At 63.6% G+C, this 14,658-nt stretch carries 13 protein-coding genes and 1 pseudogene; 12 read left to right on the forward strand and 2 right to left on the reverse strand.

The genetic code is table 11. The features are described from left to right. The first annotated feature begins 36 nt into the window (after nucleotides 1-36). Nucleotides 37-189, forward strand: coding sequence for a hypothetical protein (locus tag NKK52_RS04405; protein WP_023684746.1), 153 nt, complete (start codon nucleotides 37-39; stop codon nucleotides 187-189). A gap of 240 nt (nucleotides 190-429) precedes the next feature. Here the strand turns inward: NKK52_RS04405 and NKK52_RS04410 are convergent, their stop codons facing one another. Further along, nucleotides 430-1,398, reverse strand: a complete 969-nt coding sequence (locus tag NKK52_RS04410) for a LysR substrate-binding domain-containing protein (protein ID WP_023684747.1) — start codon at nucleotides 1,396-1,398, stop codon at nucleotides 430-432. Nucleotides 1,399-1,509: 111 nt separating this feature from the next. Between NKK52_RS04410 and NKK52_RS04415 the strand changes: the two genes are divergently transcribed. The 6 genes from NKK52_RS04415 (at nucleotide 1,510) to NKK52_RS04440 (ending at nucleotide 8,445) form a co-directional block, all read left to right on the forward strand. Beyond that, complete coding sequence (locus tag NKK52_RS04415) at nucleotides 1,510-2,343, forward strand: hypothetical protein (protein WP_023684748.1); 834 nt, start codon at nucleotides 1,510-1,512, stop codon at nucleotides 2,341-2,343. 13 nt (nucleotides 2,344-2,356) lie between these two features. Next, the gene (locus tag NKK52_RS04420) at nucleotides 2,357-3,325 is read left to right on the forward strand and encodes a DMT family transporter (RefSeq protein WP_245263133.1); all 969 of its coding nucleotides are present in this window, start codon (nucleotides 2,357-2,359) and stop codon (nucleotides 3,323-3,325) included. Further along, on the forward strand, nucleotides 3,318-3,551 hold the full coding sequence (locus NKK52_RS04425; RefSeq protein ID WP_023684750.1) for a hypothetical protein: 234 nt from the start codon (nucleotides 3,318-3,320) through the stop codon (nucleotides 3,549-3,551). The genes NKK52_RS04420 and NKK52_RS04425 overlap by 8 nt, the downstream gene beginning before the upstream one ends. 167 nt (nucleotides 3,552-3,718) lie before the next feature. Beyond that, nucleotides 3,719-4,165, forward strand: coding sequence for a Ros/MucR family transcriptional regulator (locus NKK52_RS04430; protein ID WP_023670270.1), 447 nt, complete (start codon nucleotides 3,719-3,721; stop codon nucleotides 4,163-4,165). Between the two features lie 135 nt (nucleotides 4,166-4,300). Continuing rightward, nucleotides 4,301-6,178, forward strand: coding sequence for an ABC-F family ATP-binding cassette domain-containing protein (locus tag NKK52_RS04435; protein ID WP_023684751.1), 1,878 nt, complete (start codon nucleotides 4,301-4,303; stop codon nucleotides 6,176-6,178). Between the two features lie 158 nt (nucleotides 6,179-6,336). Next, nucleotides 6,337-8,445, forward strand: coding sequence for a molybdopterin-containing oxidoreductase family protein (locus NKK52_RS04440; RefSeq protein ID WP_023684752.1), 2,109 nt, complete (start codon nucleotides 6,337-6,339; stop codon nucleotides 8,443-8,445). A gap of 58 nt (nucleotides 8,446-8,503) precedes the next feature. Here the strand turns inward: NKK52_RS04440 and NKK52_RS04445 are convergent, their stop codons facing one another. Then, nucleotides 8,504-8,980: an Lrp/AsnC family transcriptional regulator gene (locus NKK52_RS04445; protein WP_023684753.1), complete on the reverse strand. Its 477-nt coding sequence runs from the start codon at nucleotides 8,978-8,980 to the stop codon at nucleotides 8,504-8,506. 103 nt (nucleotides 8,981-9,083) lie between these two features. Between NKK52_RS04445 and NKK52_RS04450 the strand changes: the two genes are divergently transcribed. The 5 genes and pseudogenes from NKK52_RS04450 (at nucleotide 9,084) to dapB (ending at nucleotide 14,435) form a co-directional block, all read left to right on the forward strand. Then, entirely contained in the window at nucleotides 9,084-10,286 is a 1,203-nt protein-coding gene (locus NKK52_RS04450) for a diaminopropionate ammonia-lyase (RefSeq protein ID WP_023684754.1), read from the forward strand. 2 nt (nucleotides 10,287-10,288) lie between these two features. After that, nucleotides 10,289-11,514 (forward strand): annotated as a pseudogene (locus NKK52_RS04455) (Zn-dependent hydrolase). A gap of 12 nt (nucleotides 11,515-11,526) precedes the next feature. Next, the gene (locus tag NKK52_RS04460) at nucleotides 11,527-12,699 is read left to right on the forward strand and encodes an amidohydrolase (protein WP_023684755.1); all 1,173 of its coding nucleotides are present in this window, start codon (nucleotides 11,527-11,529) and stop codon (nucleotides 12,697-12,699) included. 96 nt (nucleotides 12,700-12,795) lie between these two features. Further along, the gene (gene speB, locus NKK52_RS04465; protein WP_023684756.1) at nucleotides 12,796-13,599 is read left to right on the forward strand and encodes an agmatinase; all 804 of its coding nucleotides are present in this window, start codon (nucleotides 12,796-12,798) and stop codon (nucleotides 13,597-13,599) included. A gap of 62 nt (nucleotides 13,600-13,661) precedes the next feature. Next, complete coding sequence (dapB, locus tag NKK52_RS04470) at nucleotides 13,662-14,435, forward strand: 4-hydroxy-tetrahydrodipicolinate reductase (RefSeq protein ID WP_023684757.1); 774 nt, start codon at nucleotides 13,662-13,664, stop codon at nucleotides 14,433-14,435. Nucleotides 14,436-14,658: the final 223 nt, after the last annotated feature.

The following is a 14,658-nucleotide window of genomic DNA, read 5'->3' on the forward strand; positions in this document are numbered from 1 at the left end:
GCCTTCACGAGGGGAGGGCAAACGAAGGAGGTTGCCATGAAGAAGCTCCCTGTTCTGTTGGCCGTCGGCTTGGCGCTCGCCGCCTGCGACAACAATATCCAGCCGACCAAAGCACCCTTGCTCGACCATGCCCCGCAGTCGGATTCGGCGCCAAAGCCGGCGGCCGGCGGCGATCAGCCCGCGCAATGATCGTTTTAGCGGGACGACAAGGCTGAAGGTAGCCTTCGGGAGAAGAAGGCCGGCGCCGCTTGGGAGGTGAGCTGATAGCGCCGGCCAGGCGGATATCAGGTCCGCCGCAACAACCGAAGATAGCTGAGTCTCTCGCCTGCGTCATGAGGTGGGCTGCATCGACCTGCTTCATGACGGCGCTTCTGCACAAAACAACTTCGATGTCAGATGGCGTGCGGAACGAAACTCGACGGGAGGACCTCAGGCAATGGCCTTGCGCAGCACCGGGCCGCCGGCAATCCCGGCGTCCAGCTGGCACTGCGTCAGCGCCGCCTCGGCCATTATCCACTGCTTGAACAGTTCCACCTTGCGCGTGTAGGGCGCGGTGACCGGGCAGACGAAATACCAGCCGGCGGTGTTGGGGTGATGCACGGCAAACGGCGCCACCAGTCTCTCTGCGCGGATCTCGCTCGCCATATAGGCGCGGTTGGCGACTGCAAAGCCCATGCCGGCATTGGCCGCCTCATAGGACATCATGCAGGAATCGAAATAGATGCTCTTGGTCTCGCCGAGCACGGAACTCGCGCCGGCAAAACCCAGCCACGACTGCCAGTTCTGCGTGCAGGTGTCGGAATGCAGCAGCGTGAAATGCCTGAGGTCGTCGGGCGTCACCTGTGACGGCGGCGTGTCGCCGAGAACCTCGTGGAACAGCTTCCTGCTGCACACCGGCGTCAAATCCTCCTTGAACAGCAGGTCCGCTTTGAGGTCGGGAAAGCTGCCGTCGCCATAGCGGATCTCGAGGTCGAACTCGGAGGTGGCGAACTCATTGGTGGCGTAGGAGGTCGAGACCCGCATTTCGATTTCGGGATATTGCCGCTGGAACAGCGGCAGGCGGGCAAACAGCCAGCGCGCTGCGAACGTCGGCAGTACCGAAATCTTCAGCACATGCGCCTGCGACTGTCCGGTCGCCTCCATGCTGGCCGCCACGATGCGCTCCAGCGCCTCGCGAACGCGCGACACATAGGTCTCGCCTTCGGGTGTCAGCGACACCGCATTGCCGCCGCGCTGGAAGATCTTGAAGCGCAGCTGTTCCTCGAGGCTTTTAACGCGCTGGCTGACGGCGGAAGCAGTAATAAACTGCTCTTCGCCCGCGCGCGTGAAGTTACGGTGCCGGGCGGCACTTTCGACAATCTTCAGCGAATTGAGGTTGACCTGACTGAGCAGACGCACGCGTTTCGACCTTAAGCTGGGCTTACACTAGCACCAGCATTCCTAATTTTACAGGGGTGGGGAAATTAATCGACAGTTTACCAAGTGATGCCCCCATCCTGGAGAAGTAGAATGAACGCCCATACCATACCTGAACTGCGCTACGCGATGAGCCGAGAAGCCATTATCGGCCATGAGACGGCCTGGAAAGTGTCGGGTTTCGGCGTTGCGCAGTATCTGCATGGCTACGACCCGGCGCTGCTGGCGGCGATCGAAGAGGCGGCGTTGAAGCTCAAGGCCAGCCACGCCGTGCACAAGCACCTCGACCTTACCTTCATCACCGGCGCCGACCGTTTTATCCCGGAGATCAAGGAACTGCTGCATGACAAGCTGCGCCTGGAACGTCTGTCCGACATGATGGGCACCAAGCTCGAGCCCTATCCGCTGTCAATCGTCGGCTCGACCGTCACTTTCATGAATCCCAAGGACGGCGCCGTCGATTGGCATTGCGACGGTGTCCCGGTCACCGAACTCATTCCGCTGTCGATCAGCAATCCGCTGGTCGGCGGCCATCTCGAAATCTACTGCGACGATTCCGAGACCGGCCGCGCCATCCTTGAATCCGGCCGCGAGATTCCGCGCAACCAGGTCATGCGCATCGACCACAAGATGAACTACGCCACGCTCGGCCAGTTTCTCGGCGTCCTGCACCGCACCGCGCCGATCCAGCTCGGCTCGCGCGTCACGCTGGTCCTCAACCAGCGCTCGGTGGCCAAGCCTTATGTCGACGACAATCGCATGTTCTATCTCGCAGCCGACAATGATCACGATCGCGAATGGGTCAACGAACTGGCCGAAGACGTCTGGACGAACCAGCTGCCGGCCTATCGCCGCTTCGAGGAAGAGCGTCCGGTTGCGGCGGCGACCGATGCGCCGGTCCCGGGCGGATCAAGGGAATCATGGTAGCCAGAGCATAGAAGTGGACACCGGTTTGGCCGTCGGTAACATCATGGTCGGCGATAAGGACAAGGCACCGTCGCGCCGATTCCGGGATGGATCCGGCTCGCCATCGGCCCTGGTCTTCGCCGCCGGCGCGGTCGCCCTGTGGTCGACCAACGCGCTGGTCGGCAAATCCCTGCTGGCCAGCCATCCAGTGTCGCTCGTGCAGTTGCTGCAATTTTGTGGAGCGGCTCTGGTGTTCGCCGTCATCCATCTGGCGAGCCGGAAGGGGGACACGCAAGACGCAGCCTTTTCCAAGGGTGCTGACGGCACCCTGGCGCCGGTCGCGGTCGGCTTTATTGGCCTGGTCGGCACCATGGTGCTGCAATACATCGCCTTTGCCTCCATGCCGGTGATCGAGGCCAATCTCGTCGCCTACACCTGGCCGCTGATGGTCGCGGCGGCGGTCATCGTGCTGGGCAAGCGGCAACGCCCCGTGCTGCTGGGTTTAACTGCCGTGTTCGGCTTTGTCGGCGTGGCGCTGGTGATCTCGGGTGGTCGCGGCCAGCCTTTTCTCCAAGGCAGCATCGTCGGCTATCTCGCTGCCTTCGGCTCGGCGCTGTGCATGGCCTTCTATTCGATTGCGGTCGCCCGCCTGGCCACACCGTCGGAGCGTTTGCTTTTGCCTTCGGCATTGGTCGGCGTCGGCCTGACCTTGCTGTGGTGTATTCACGACGGCGCAGCCTGGCCATCCAGCGAGCACCTCCTGCTTGGCCTCTATCTCGGCGCCGGTCCGATGGGGCTGGGATATTATTTCTGGTCGCGCGCCTTGAAGCTTGAAGGCGGCGGCAAGGTTGCGGTCATCGCCTATCTGACGCCGATCGCGTCGACGCTGCTGCTGACACTGTCGGGCGAAAGGCTGACGCTGACCGCGATAGCCGGTGCGGTCCTCGTCATCGGCAGCTGTATTGCGGTGGGCATAGAACGCTCGGAGGCTGAACATGCTTGACGACGATGAACGCCTCGCCAGACAGGAAGCATTCTGGCTGCTCAAGGAGTTCGGCGCCGAGGCGCCGCTCTACGCCGCCATGAAGGCCGAAAAAGCGATAGAGCAAAAAGATTTCGGCCGGTGCGCCCGCTGGAAGCGCATTCTGGACATACTGGCCGACTCTAAACCTGCGGCGTCCGTGCAGTTGAAATCTGCTGGCGCGAAGTCGGCCGTTTCCAAGTATTAGATTTTCTAATTTGCAACGTTGCAACCTGTTGTGGAAACATCCTCCTGTTCCGATTCTTGATCGTTTATTGAGACTTTAGCGACCCGTTGGGGGGTGCAGCTAGGTCGATACATCAAGAGAAGTCTTAAAAAAAGCCGGCAACTTCATGACCGGCGGGAGAAACAGAATTGCACACCATCGACAGCAAGACCGCTATTGAACTGACTGCTGACATCGTCTCGGCCTATGTCGGCAACAATCCTCTCCCTGCGTCTGGCCTGCCGGATCTGATCGCCAGCGTCAGCGCATCGGTGCGCAAGCTGGGCAGCATTGCCGCCGTGGAAAGCCCCGCGCTGAACCCGGCTGTCAATCCGAAGCGGTCGGTGTTTCCCGACCACATCGTCTGTCTTGAGGACGGCAAGAAATTCAAGTCGCTGAAGCGCCACTTGATGACCGACCATGGTCTCAGCCCGGAGGAATATCGTGGCAAATGGGGCTTGCCGTCGGACTATCCGATGGTGGCGCCGAACTACTCCGCGACCCGTTCGGCACTGGCCAAGTCTTCGGGCCTCGGCCGCAAGCCGGCCGTTCCGGCCGCCGCGGCCAAGGTGACGAAGCGCAAACCCAAAGCCTGAACCAGGCAGCCTCTGAAAAGTCAGTCTGCTGTTTGCAATGGACGGCGCGCTTAAGGCGCGCCGTTTTCATGCCTTATGCCCCCGCCGGCGCCCAGGCCCTTGCGAAGCGCCGCCCTCCCGTGCAAAAGCCCCGGCATGCTTATCATCAACGATCTTTCGCTCCGCATGGCCGGACGCTTGCTTCTCGATCATGCGTCGCTGACCTTGCCAGCCGGCACAAAGGCCGGCCTCGTCGGCCGCAACGGCACCGGCAAGACGACGCTGTTCAAGGCCGTCACCGGCGACTTTCCCTCCGAGACCGGCTCGATAAGCCTGCCCAAGAACACCCGCATCGGCCAGGTGGCGCAGGAAGCGCCCGGCACCGAGGAGCCGCTGATCGAAATCGTGCTCAAGGCCGACCTCGAGCGCACCGCATTGCTCGAGGAGGAAAAGACCGCCACCGACGCGCAGCGCATTGCCGACATCCATATGCGGCTGGCGGATATCGATGCGCATTCGGCGGAATCTCGCGCGGCCACCATCCTCGCTGGCCTTGGCTTCGACGACGCCGCGCAGCGCCGCCCGGCCTCGTCCTTCTCCGGCGGCTGGCGCATGCGTGTGGCGCTCGCCGCGGTGCTGTTTGCCGAGCCCGACCTTCTGCTGCTCGACGAGCCGACCAACTATCTCGATCTCGAAGGCACGCTTTGGTTGGAAAACTACGTGTCGAAATATCCGCACACGGTGCTTCTGATCTCGCACGATCGCGACCTGCTCAACCGCGCCGTCAATTCCATCGTTCATCTCGACCAGAAGAAGCTGACCTTCTGGCGCGGCGGCTACGACCAGTTCGAGCGCCAGTACACCGAGCAGAAGGAATTGCAGGAGAAGGGCCGCGTCAAGCAGGAAGCCGCGCGCAAACACATGGAGTCCTTCGTCGAACGCTTCCGCGCCAAGGCTTCGAAGGCGAGACAAGCGCAGTCGCGCATCAAGGCGCTGGAGAAGATGAAGCCGATTGCCGCGATCGTGAACGACACGGTGCGGCCGTTCTCTTTCCCCGAACCGGTGAAAACGGTGGCGTCGCCGATCATTGCCTTGAACAACGTCAATGTCGGCTACACCGAGGGCCAGCCGATCCTGAAGAAGATGACGCTGCGCATCGATGCCGACGACCGCATCGCGCTGCTCGGCGCCAACGGCAACGGCAAGTCGACCTTCGCAAAGCTTCTGTCGGGCCGGTTGAAGCAGGAGAGCGGCACCATGACGGTGGCGCCGGGCCTGAAAGTGGCTATCTTCGCGCAGCATCAGCTCGACGATCTCAGGCCTGATGAAAACGCCTACGAGCATGTCCGCCGGCTGATGCCGGAGGCGCCGGAATCCAAGGTACGTGGCCGCGTCGCCCAGTTCGGTCTCACCACCGAGAAGATGAACACCGCCGCCAAGGACCTGTCCGGCGGCGAGAAGGCGCGCCTGCTGATGGGCCTGTCGGCCTTCGAAGGCCCGAACCTGTTCATCCTCGACGAACCGACCAACCATCTCGACATCGACAGCCGCGAATCCCTGATCCATGCGTTGAACGAGTTTCCCGGCGCCGTCATCCTGATCTCGCATGACCGCCATCTGCTGGAAGCGACGGCCGACCGGCTGTGGCTGGTCAAGGATGGTGCGGTCAACCCGTATGACGGCGACCTGGAGGACTACAAGACGCTGGTCACCGGCGTGTCGGGTGACCGCCGCGGCAAGCGCGAGGCCGAGAAGGCATCGAAGGCCGATCGCCGCCGCGATGCCGCGGCGCGCCGCGCCGCCTTCGAGCCGCTGGCCAAGGAAATCCGCGCCACCGAAGCACTGATGGACCGCATCCGCAAGCGCATCGACCTGATCGAGGACGAACTCGCCAACCCGGCGGTATATGAGAAGGATCCGTCGACGGCGACCCGGCTTGCCAAGGAGCGATCGCAACTGGCACAGCAGTTGGCTGGCCACGAGGAAAAGTGGCTGACCATGTCGGCCGAGTACGAGGAAGGCACGGCGGAGTGATTTACCCTCCCCCTTGTGGGGAGGGTCGATCCGCAAAGCCGAGCGGGGCGGGGGTCTGCGCCGCACCCCACCCCGGCGCTGCGCGCCGACCCTCCCCATCAGGGGGAGGGTAAGATCTGGCCCTACACGCCGCCCGCGAAACCCGCTAAAAACGCCGCATGAACCAGCACGCCAAGCTCAGAATCGGCCACTCCGCCTGTCCGCATGATTGCCCTTCGACCTGCGCGCTCGAGGTCGAACTGCTCGATGGCAACCGCATCGGCCGTGTCCATGGCGCCAAGTCCAATACGTATACGGCTGGTGTGGTCTGCGCCAAGGTCGCGCGCTATGCCGATCGTGTCCATCATCCGGACCGACTGCTGAAGCCGCTTGTTCGCGCCGGCGCCAAGGGCGACGGCATCTGGAAAGAATCCAGCTGGGAAGCGGCACTCGACGTCGTCGCCGAGAAATTCATCGCGGCCGAAGAAAAATACGGCTCCGAGACCGTCTGGCCTTATTTCTATGCCGGCACGATGGGGCTGGTGCAGCGCGACGGCATCGACCGGCTGCGCCATGCGAAAAAATACTCCGGCTTCTTCGGCTCGATCTGCACCAATCTGGCCTGGACCGGCTGGATGATGGGAGCGGGCGCCTTGCGCGGTCCCGATCCGCGCGAGATGGCGAAGTCCGACTGCGTGGTGATCTGGGGCACCAATGCCGTGGTCACGCAGGTCAATGTCATGACCCACGCCATCAAGGCGCGGAAGGAGCGTGGCGCCAGGATCGTCGTCATCGATGTCTACCAGAACGCGACGATGAAGCAGGCCGATATGGGCCTGGTGCTGAAGCCCGGCACCGATGGCGCGCTGGCCTGCGCGGTCATGCATGTGCTGTTCAGGGAAGGCATGGCCGACCGCGCCTATCTCAAAAGATACACCGACGATCCGAAGGGGCTGGAAGCGCATCTGGAGACGCGCACGCCGGAATGGGCTTCCGCCATCACCGGTCTTGCCGTCACCGAGATCGAGGCTTTCGCCCGCCTCGTCGGCACGACGAGGAAAACCTATTTCCGCCTCGGCTATGGCTTTGCCCGCCAGCGCAATGGCTCGGTCAACATGCACGCGGCATCCTGCATCGCCGCCGTCACCGGCGCCTGGCAATATGAGGGTGGCGGCGCCTTCCATTCCAATTCCGGCATCTTCAAGCTCAACCAGGATGTGCTGGAAGGCACCGCGATGCGCGATCCCAATATTCGCCATCTCGACCAGTCGCGCATCGGTCCGGTGCTGACCGGCGCAGCGGACGCGCTTTACGGTGGCCCCCCGGTGACGGCGATGCTGATCCAGAACACCAACCCGGTGAATGTCGCATCCGAGCAGCGGCTGGTGAAACAAGGTTTTCTGCGCGACGACTTGTTCACCTGCGTGCACGAACAGTTCATGACCGACACGGCAAAGCTTGCCGATGTCGTGCTGCCGGCAACGATGTTCCTCGAGCATGACGACGTCTACAAGGGCGGCGGCAACCAGCACATCACGCTTGGTCCCAAGCTGATCGACCCGCCGGAAGGGCCGCGCACCAACCACTTCGTCATCGAGCAATTGGCGCAGCGTCTCGGCGTCTCCGACCGGCCGGGCTTTGGCCTGACCGAGCAGCAGCATATCGACATCATCCTGGGCAAGCGCGGGCTGGGCTCCTTCGTCAGCCTGAAGGAAGACAAATGGGTCGACCTGCAGCCGGATTTCGAGGCCGCGCATTTCATCGCTGGCTTCGGCCATGCCGACAAGAAATTTCACTTCCGCGCCAATTGGAGCGGGCAGGCGGCGCCCAACCGGCCGCCGAAAAGCATGGGCCTGTTCGGGCCGGTGGCGGAACTCCCCGAATTCCCTGACCATGTCGACCTGATCGAGGTGGCGGACGCCGAGCATCCGTTCCGGCTGACGACATCACCGGCGCGCAACTTCCTCAATTCGACCTTCTCGGAAACGCCGGTGTCGAAGGCCAAGGAAGGCCGGCCGGAATTGTTGTTGCATCCGGACGACGCTGCCGCGCTTGGCTTGGACGACGGTGACCGTATCGAGGTCGGCAACCGGCGCGGCGAGGTGGTGCTGCACGCAAAGCTGTTCGATGGCATCAAGCGCGGCGTGGTGATCGCCGAGGGCATCTGGCCAAACAGCGCGCATGAGCGTGGCGAAGGCATCAATGTGCTCACCGGCGCCGACGCACCAGCGCCCTATGGCGGTGCGGCCTTCCACGACAATAAGGTCTGGCTGCGGCCGGCGGGCTAAAGCAATTCCAGGAAAAGTGTGAGCGGTTTTCCGTCCGGAATTGCGTAAAAGTGACTGGCTATCCCGGCAGAGGCACCGTCAGCCCCACCTTGACACGGTCCATGGCAACGAAGGTGCGGAATTTTCGGACATTCTTGCTGTCGAAGAACAGTCTGCGCGTCAGGGCCTCATAGGCCCCCATGTCGGCCGCGGTGATGACTAGGATGAAGTCGGCCTCGCCGGTGACGTAGTAGCATTGCTGCACTTCGGGCTCTGCCGAGAACTGCCGCTTGGCGGCGTCGATCAGGTCCGAGCGTTCGCTCTCCAGTTCCACTTCGACGAAGATGGTGATGGGATGGCCGACCGCCGCCGGGTCGACCACGGCGACATTGCCCGCAATGACGCCGGACTGTTCCATGCGCTTGATGCGCCGCTGCACCGCCGGCGCCGACAGGTTGACGGCTTCGCCGATCAGCCGCTGCGGCATCGTGTTGTCCCGCTGCAGGATGGCAAGGATGGCGAGGTCGAAACTGTCGAGTGAAGGCGATCGAGGCAAAGCGCTATCCTGGCGAAACAAACTTGCATTTCGAAGCGCCAATAACAGCGCTATTTGCGCCTCGGCTGCAATATGATTTCGTCACACCCAAAGGAGGCCACCCGTGTTCCTGCTCAACAGCAATGCCTTGCACCGTCGGCCGCTCGATCCGGTCGATGCCGAAACGCTGGGGAATGCCGGTGCCGATACGGTCGAGCGCTTTCTGGCCCATCGCGACAATCACCTGGCAACTCCGTTGCATGCATTGCCGACGCTGGCCGGCGAACTCGGCCTCGGCGCCGTCCACATCAAGGATGAAGGCTTTCGCCTCGGTCTCGGCAGTTTCAAGGCGCTCGGCGGCGCCTATGCCGTTTTTCGACTGGTGCTGGAGGAGGCGAGCCGATCGCTTGGTCGGCCCGTTGACGTGGCCGATCTCAACCGGTTCGACGTCCGGGCGGTCGCTGCCGGCATGACGGTTGCCTGCGCCACCGACGGCAATCATGGCCGCTCGGTCGCGCAAGGTGCACAGTTGGTTGGCGCGAAAGCGGCGATCTTCGTTCACGCCGGCGTCAGCGAGGCGCGCATTGCAGCAATAGCCCGCTATGGCGCCGAGATGATCCGCGTCGACGGCAATTATGACGACTCGGTCAGGCAGGCCGCCGAGGTTTCAGCTGAGCAAGGTTGGACCGTGGTGTCCGACACCTCCTGGCTGGGCTATGAGCGCATCCCCGGTCTGGTGATGCAGGGCTATACGGCGATCGTGCGCGAAGCGTTGGGCCAGTTGCCGCAGCCGCCGACCCATGTCTTCGTGCAGGCCGGTGTCGGCGGCATTGCCGCCGCGGTGGCCGGTCATCTCGCCATCGTGCTCGGTGACGCCAGGCCGACCTTCATCGTCGTCGAGCCGGCCCGCGCCGCCTGCGTTGTCGCAGCCGCCCGGGCGGGCCACGTGGTCAAGGTCGCACACGATCAGCCGACGGTGATGGCGATGCTCGAATGCTACGAGGCCTCGCAAGTTGCCTGGCGCGTTCTGGCGCGGGTTGCCGATGCCTTCATGACGGTGGATGAGGAGGAGGCGGTCGCGGTGATGCGGCGGCTGGCACGGCCGGCTGGCAATGATCCAGTGATCGTCGCCGGCGAAAGCGGCGGCGTCGGTCTTGCCGGGCTGATCCGGACGACGGCCGACCACAAGTCCGCTCTCGGGCTCGACGACAAATCCCGCGTGCTTGTAATCAACACCGAAGGCGCCACAGACCCGCACCGCTATACCGAGCTGGTCGGGCAGAGCCCCGCCGATGTGCTGGCCGGCAAGCTGAAGGCCGAGGCATAGCCATGATCGGGATCGATGCACAGCGTCTGCTTGGCCGCATCCGGGAACTCGGCGCCGTCGGCCGCGACAGTGAGGAGAGGCTGATCCGGCTCGCCGCCTCCGACACAGACAAACAGGGCCGTGACCTCTTTGTCGGCTGGCTCAGGCAGGCCAGGCTGGAAGTCGCCATCGACCGGGTCGGCAATATTTTCGGCATCTGGCAAAGCCCCGACAATGCCGGGCAGGCGCCACTGCTCATCGGTTCGCATATCGACACCGTCATCGATGCCGGCATCTATGATGGCTGCTACGGCGTGCTGGCCGGGCTGGAGGTGATCGAGACGCTGCAGGCTTCGGGCTTTTCGCCGTCACGCCCGGTCGCGGTCGCCGCTTTCACCAATGAGGAAGGCGTGCGCTACACACCTGACATGATGGGCTCGCTCGCCCATGCGGGCGGCGTCGACGCCGATGCGGTGCTGGCCGCTGTCGGCACGGACGGCAGCGTGCTCGGCCGGGAACTCGCCCGCATCGGCTATGCCGGCGACCGCGAACCCGGCTTCCTCAAGCCGCATGCCTATCTCGAACTGCATATCGAACAGGGGCCGGTGCTGGAGCGTGAAGGGTGCCGATCGGCGCGGTCGAGAATTTGCAAGGCATTTCCTGGCAGCGCATCACCATCGACGGCGCCGCCAACCATGCCGGCACCACGCCGATGTCGATGCGCAGCGATGCCGGCCATGCCGCCGCCCGCGTCATCACTTTCCTGCATGATCGGGCGAGCGCATCGAACACGCCGACAGTCGCCACCGTCGGCACAATGCGCTTCGAACCCAATGCCATCAACGTCATTCCCGCGCGCGCCGTCTTCACCATCGACCTGCGCGATCCCGACGAACAGTGCCTGCAGGCGCATGAGGCGGCCCTTGCTGCCTATCTCGAGGAGCTCGCTGCAGCCGAAAGCCTGTCGATTTCGGCAGAGCAACTGGCCCGTTTCGAACCGGTGCTATTCGACATCGGCATCGTCGAACGGATCGAGGCGGCCGCGAAGAACCGCGGTCTCGGCGTCAGGCGCATGACATCGGGCGCCGGCCATGACGCGCAGATGATGGCCCGCCTCGCGCCGGCGGCAATGATCTTCGTGCCGAGCGCCGGTGGCATCAGCCACAATCCGCGCGAACACACTGAAGATGCCGAGCTTGTCGCCGGCGCCAACATCCTGCTTGATGTCGCCAGTGAGCTTGCAAAATAGGTCGGGGAGAAAATGGCTGAGCTCGATCGTGATGTGCTGAAGCAGGAAATGACCGGCTGGCGGCGCGATTTGCACGCGCACCCCGAGTTCGGCTTCGAGGAAAAGCACACCGCTGCCTTTGTCGCCGCGAAGCTGCGCGAATTCGGGCTGGACGATGTTGCAGAGGGGGTCGGCGGCACCGGCGTCGTTGGCACGTTGAAGCGCGGCAGCGGCAACCGGGCGATTGCGCTCAGGGCCGACATGGATGCGCTGCGCATCACCGAGCAGTCCGCGACAGCCTATCGCTCGCAGAACCCCGGCATCATGCATGCGTGCGGTCATGACGGCCACACCACCATGCTGCTCGGCGCTGCAAAGCTGCTGGCCGCCGAGGGTGGTTTCGACGGCACCGTGCGTTTCGTTTTCCAGCCGGCCGAGGAATGGGGCAAGGGCGCGCTGGCAATGCTCGATGACGGGCTGCTGCAGCGCTTCCCCTTCGACGAGATCTTTGGCCTGCACAACATGCCGGGCCTGCCCATTGGACATTTCGAGACCCGTGCCGGCCCGTTTATGTCGGCGGAGGACAATTTCGAGATCGTGCTCAAGGGGATCGGCGGCCATGCGGCGCGGCCACATTCCGGGAACGAGACGCTGGTCGCCGCCTGCGCGCTGGTAACCAATCTGCAAACCATCGTCTCGCGAAGGCTGAGCCCGGCCGACATTTCGGTGGTTTCGGTGACCGAACTGATCACCGACGGCACCCGCAACGCATTGCCCGGCCTCGCCCGCATCCTTGGTGACGCCCGCAGTTTTCGTCCCGAGGTCAGCGCCGAGATCGAGCGCCAGATGCGGGTCATCGCGGCGGGCACCGCCGCCGCCTACAATGTCACCGCCGACGTGACCTACAGCAGGGAATTCGTGCCGCTGCAGAACGATGCCGACCTGGTGGACGCGGCCTTTGTCGCCGCAAGGCGCGTGCTGGCCGATGGCGCCGCCGGCATCGCGGCGGAGCCGATGACCGCCTCGGAGGATTTCGCCCGCTTTCTCGACCACGTACCGGGCTGTTTCGTCTTCCTCGGCAATGGCGAGGCCTCGGCCCCGCTGCACAATTCCAGCTACGACTTCAACGATGACGGGCTGTTGCACGGCACGAATTTCCACGCCGCGATCGTCAGGCAAAGGCTGGGCGGCGCGATCGGGAAGTGACGCCTGATCGCCTTCGCAGCTGGCCCAAGCGGCACTGCTATCGCCAGCCAGCTCCCAGGTTTAGGGAGATTGCCTGTTCCCGGAGATCGCACGCCGATGACCAGGGTTTCGCTTCTGGGAATACCGCATGACGAGAACTCGTCCTATCTCAAGGGCGCGGCTGCAGCGCCGGCCCTGATCCGGCGCGAACTCAAAAGCGACGCGCACAGCTCGTGGAGCGAAACCGGCTTCGATGTGGCGGACAGTTTCGTCGACCACGGCGACATCGACTTTTCAGGCGCCGGCGATCCGTGGGAGCGAATCGAGGCCGAGGTCGGCCGCGCGCTGGATGCCGGCCACCCGTTGATCAGCCTCGGCGGCGATCATGCCATCGCCTGGCCGGTGCTGCGTGCCGTGCGCCGCCGCCATGCCAGGCTAACGATCGTCCAGATCGACGCCCATCCCGACATCTACGATGCCTATCAGGGCAACAGGCGGTCCCACACCTCGTCCTTCGCGCGCATCCTGGAGGAGGGGCTGGCTGACCGGCTGATCCAGATCGGCCTGCGCACCCTCAATGATGAGCTTCGTGACCAGCTCAAGCGCTTCGGCGTCGAAATGATCGAGGCGCGGCATTTCAGCGAGGATCTGCAGCTCGATCTCAAGACGCCGGTCTATCTCTCGGTCGATCTCGACGGCCTCGACCCGGCTTGTGCGCCCGGCGTGTCGCACCGCGAACCCGGTGGTCTTACAACCCGGCAAGTGATCAACCTGATCCAGCGGATCGACCAGCCCATCGTCGGCGCCGATGTCGTCGAATACAATGCAAGCCAGGATGTCTCCAATCTCACTGCGCTGGTTGCCGCCAAGCTGGTCAAGGAGATCGCCGGCATGATGCTCAAGACCCATGGCGCCGGCTGAACCAATCTGGCAGGGCGGCATGGTAGATCATTGTTGTGACTCGCATTTCCAGTGAAAGCCGCATGCCGCATCCTTTGAAAATAGCCATAGCCGGCGCGAACGGGCGCATGGGCAGCCAGATGGCGCTGGCCGTCGAGGCCGATCCCAGGCTGACGCTCGTCGCCCGCTTTCACAGGCCGGGCAGCATCGGTGAGGGGCTGGTCGAGCGCGACGAAGCACTGGCGCTTGCGGATGTCGTCATCGATTTCACCACGCCTTCGGCCTCCGTCGATCTTGCACAAGCTTGCGCGGCCTGCGGCGGCCCGGCGCTGGTCATCGGCTCGACCGGCTTCGAGCCGGCCGATCTCGCCGCCATCGCTACTGCTTCGAAGTCCGTCGCCATCGTTCGCTCCGGCAGCTACTCGCTCGGGCTCAGCATGCTGACCGGGCTGGTCGAGCAGGCGGCGCGAGCACTTGGTCCCGCCGCCGACATCGAAATCCTGGAAGCGCATCACCGCATGAAGGTCGACGCACCGTCGGGCACGGCGCTGATGCTGGGCGAGGCGGCCGCTCGCGGACATGGCGTCAGGCTGGACGATGTGGCGAAACGCATCCGCGACGGCCTTACAGGTCCACGCCCTGCCGGCGAGATCGGCTTTGCCGTGCTGCGCGGCGGCAGCATCGTCGGCGAGCACAGCGTGAGCTTGCTGGCCGAGGGCGAGACGCTCACGCTTTCCCATTCGGCGGGCCACCGCTCGATGTTCGCGCGCGGCGCCATTGCGGCAGCACGCTGGGTCGCCGTCCGGCCGCCCCGCGAATACGACATGCGCGACGTACTGGGCTTCACGACCTTTTGAGATGCAAGGGTAACGCAACGAGGGGCGTTGGAGGTCGGAGCCGCCTAGAGAATAGAATATAGCAACAACTACGCCATTTCGCGCCTTCCAACACCGAACCGAACGGTTCGGTTCGCACATTTTTGTGATTGGCAATGGCAGCAACGCACACCCATTTCGGGGTGGTCCGAGCGACGCGAATTCCTCCCAAGGCACGCCACTTGACGGACAGAACTGAAAAATC

This window comes from Mesorhizobium sp. C277A, from assembly GCF_040324395.1.
Classification (GTDB): domain Bacteria; phylum Pseudomonadota; class Alphaproteobacteria; order Rhizobiales; family Rhizobiaceae; genus Mesorhizobium.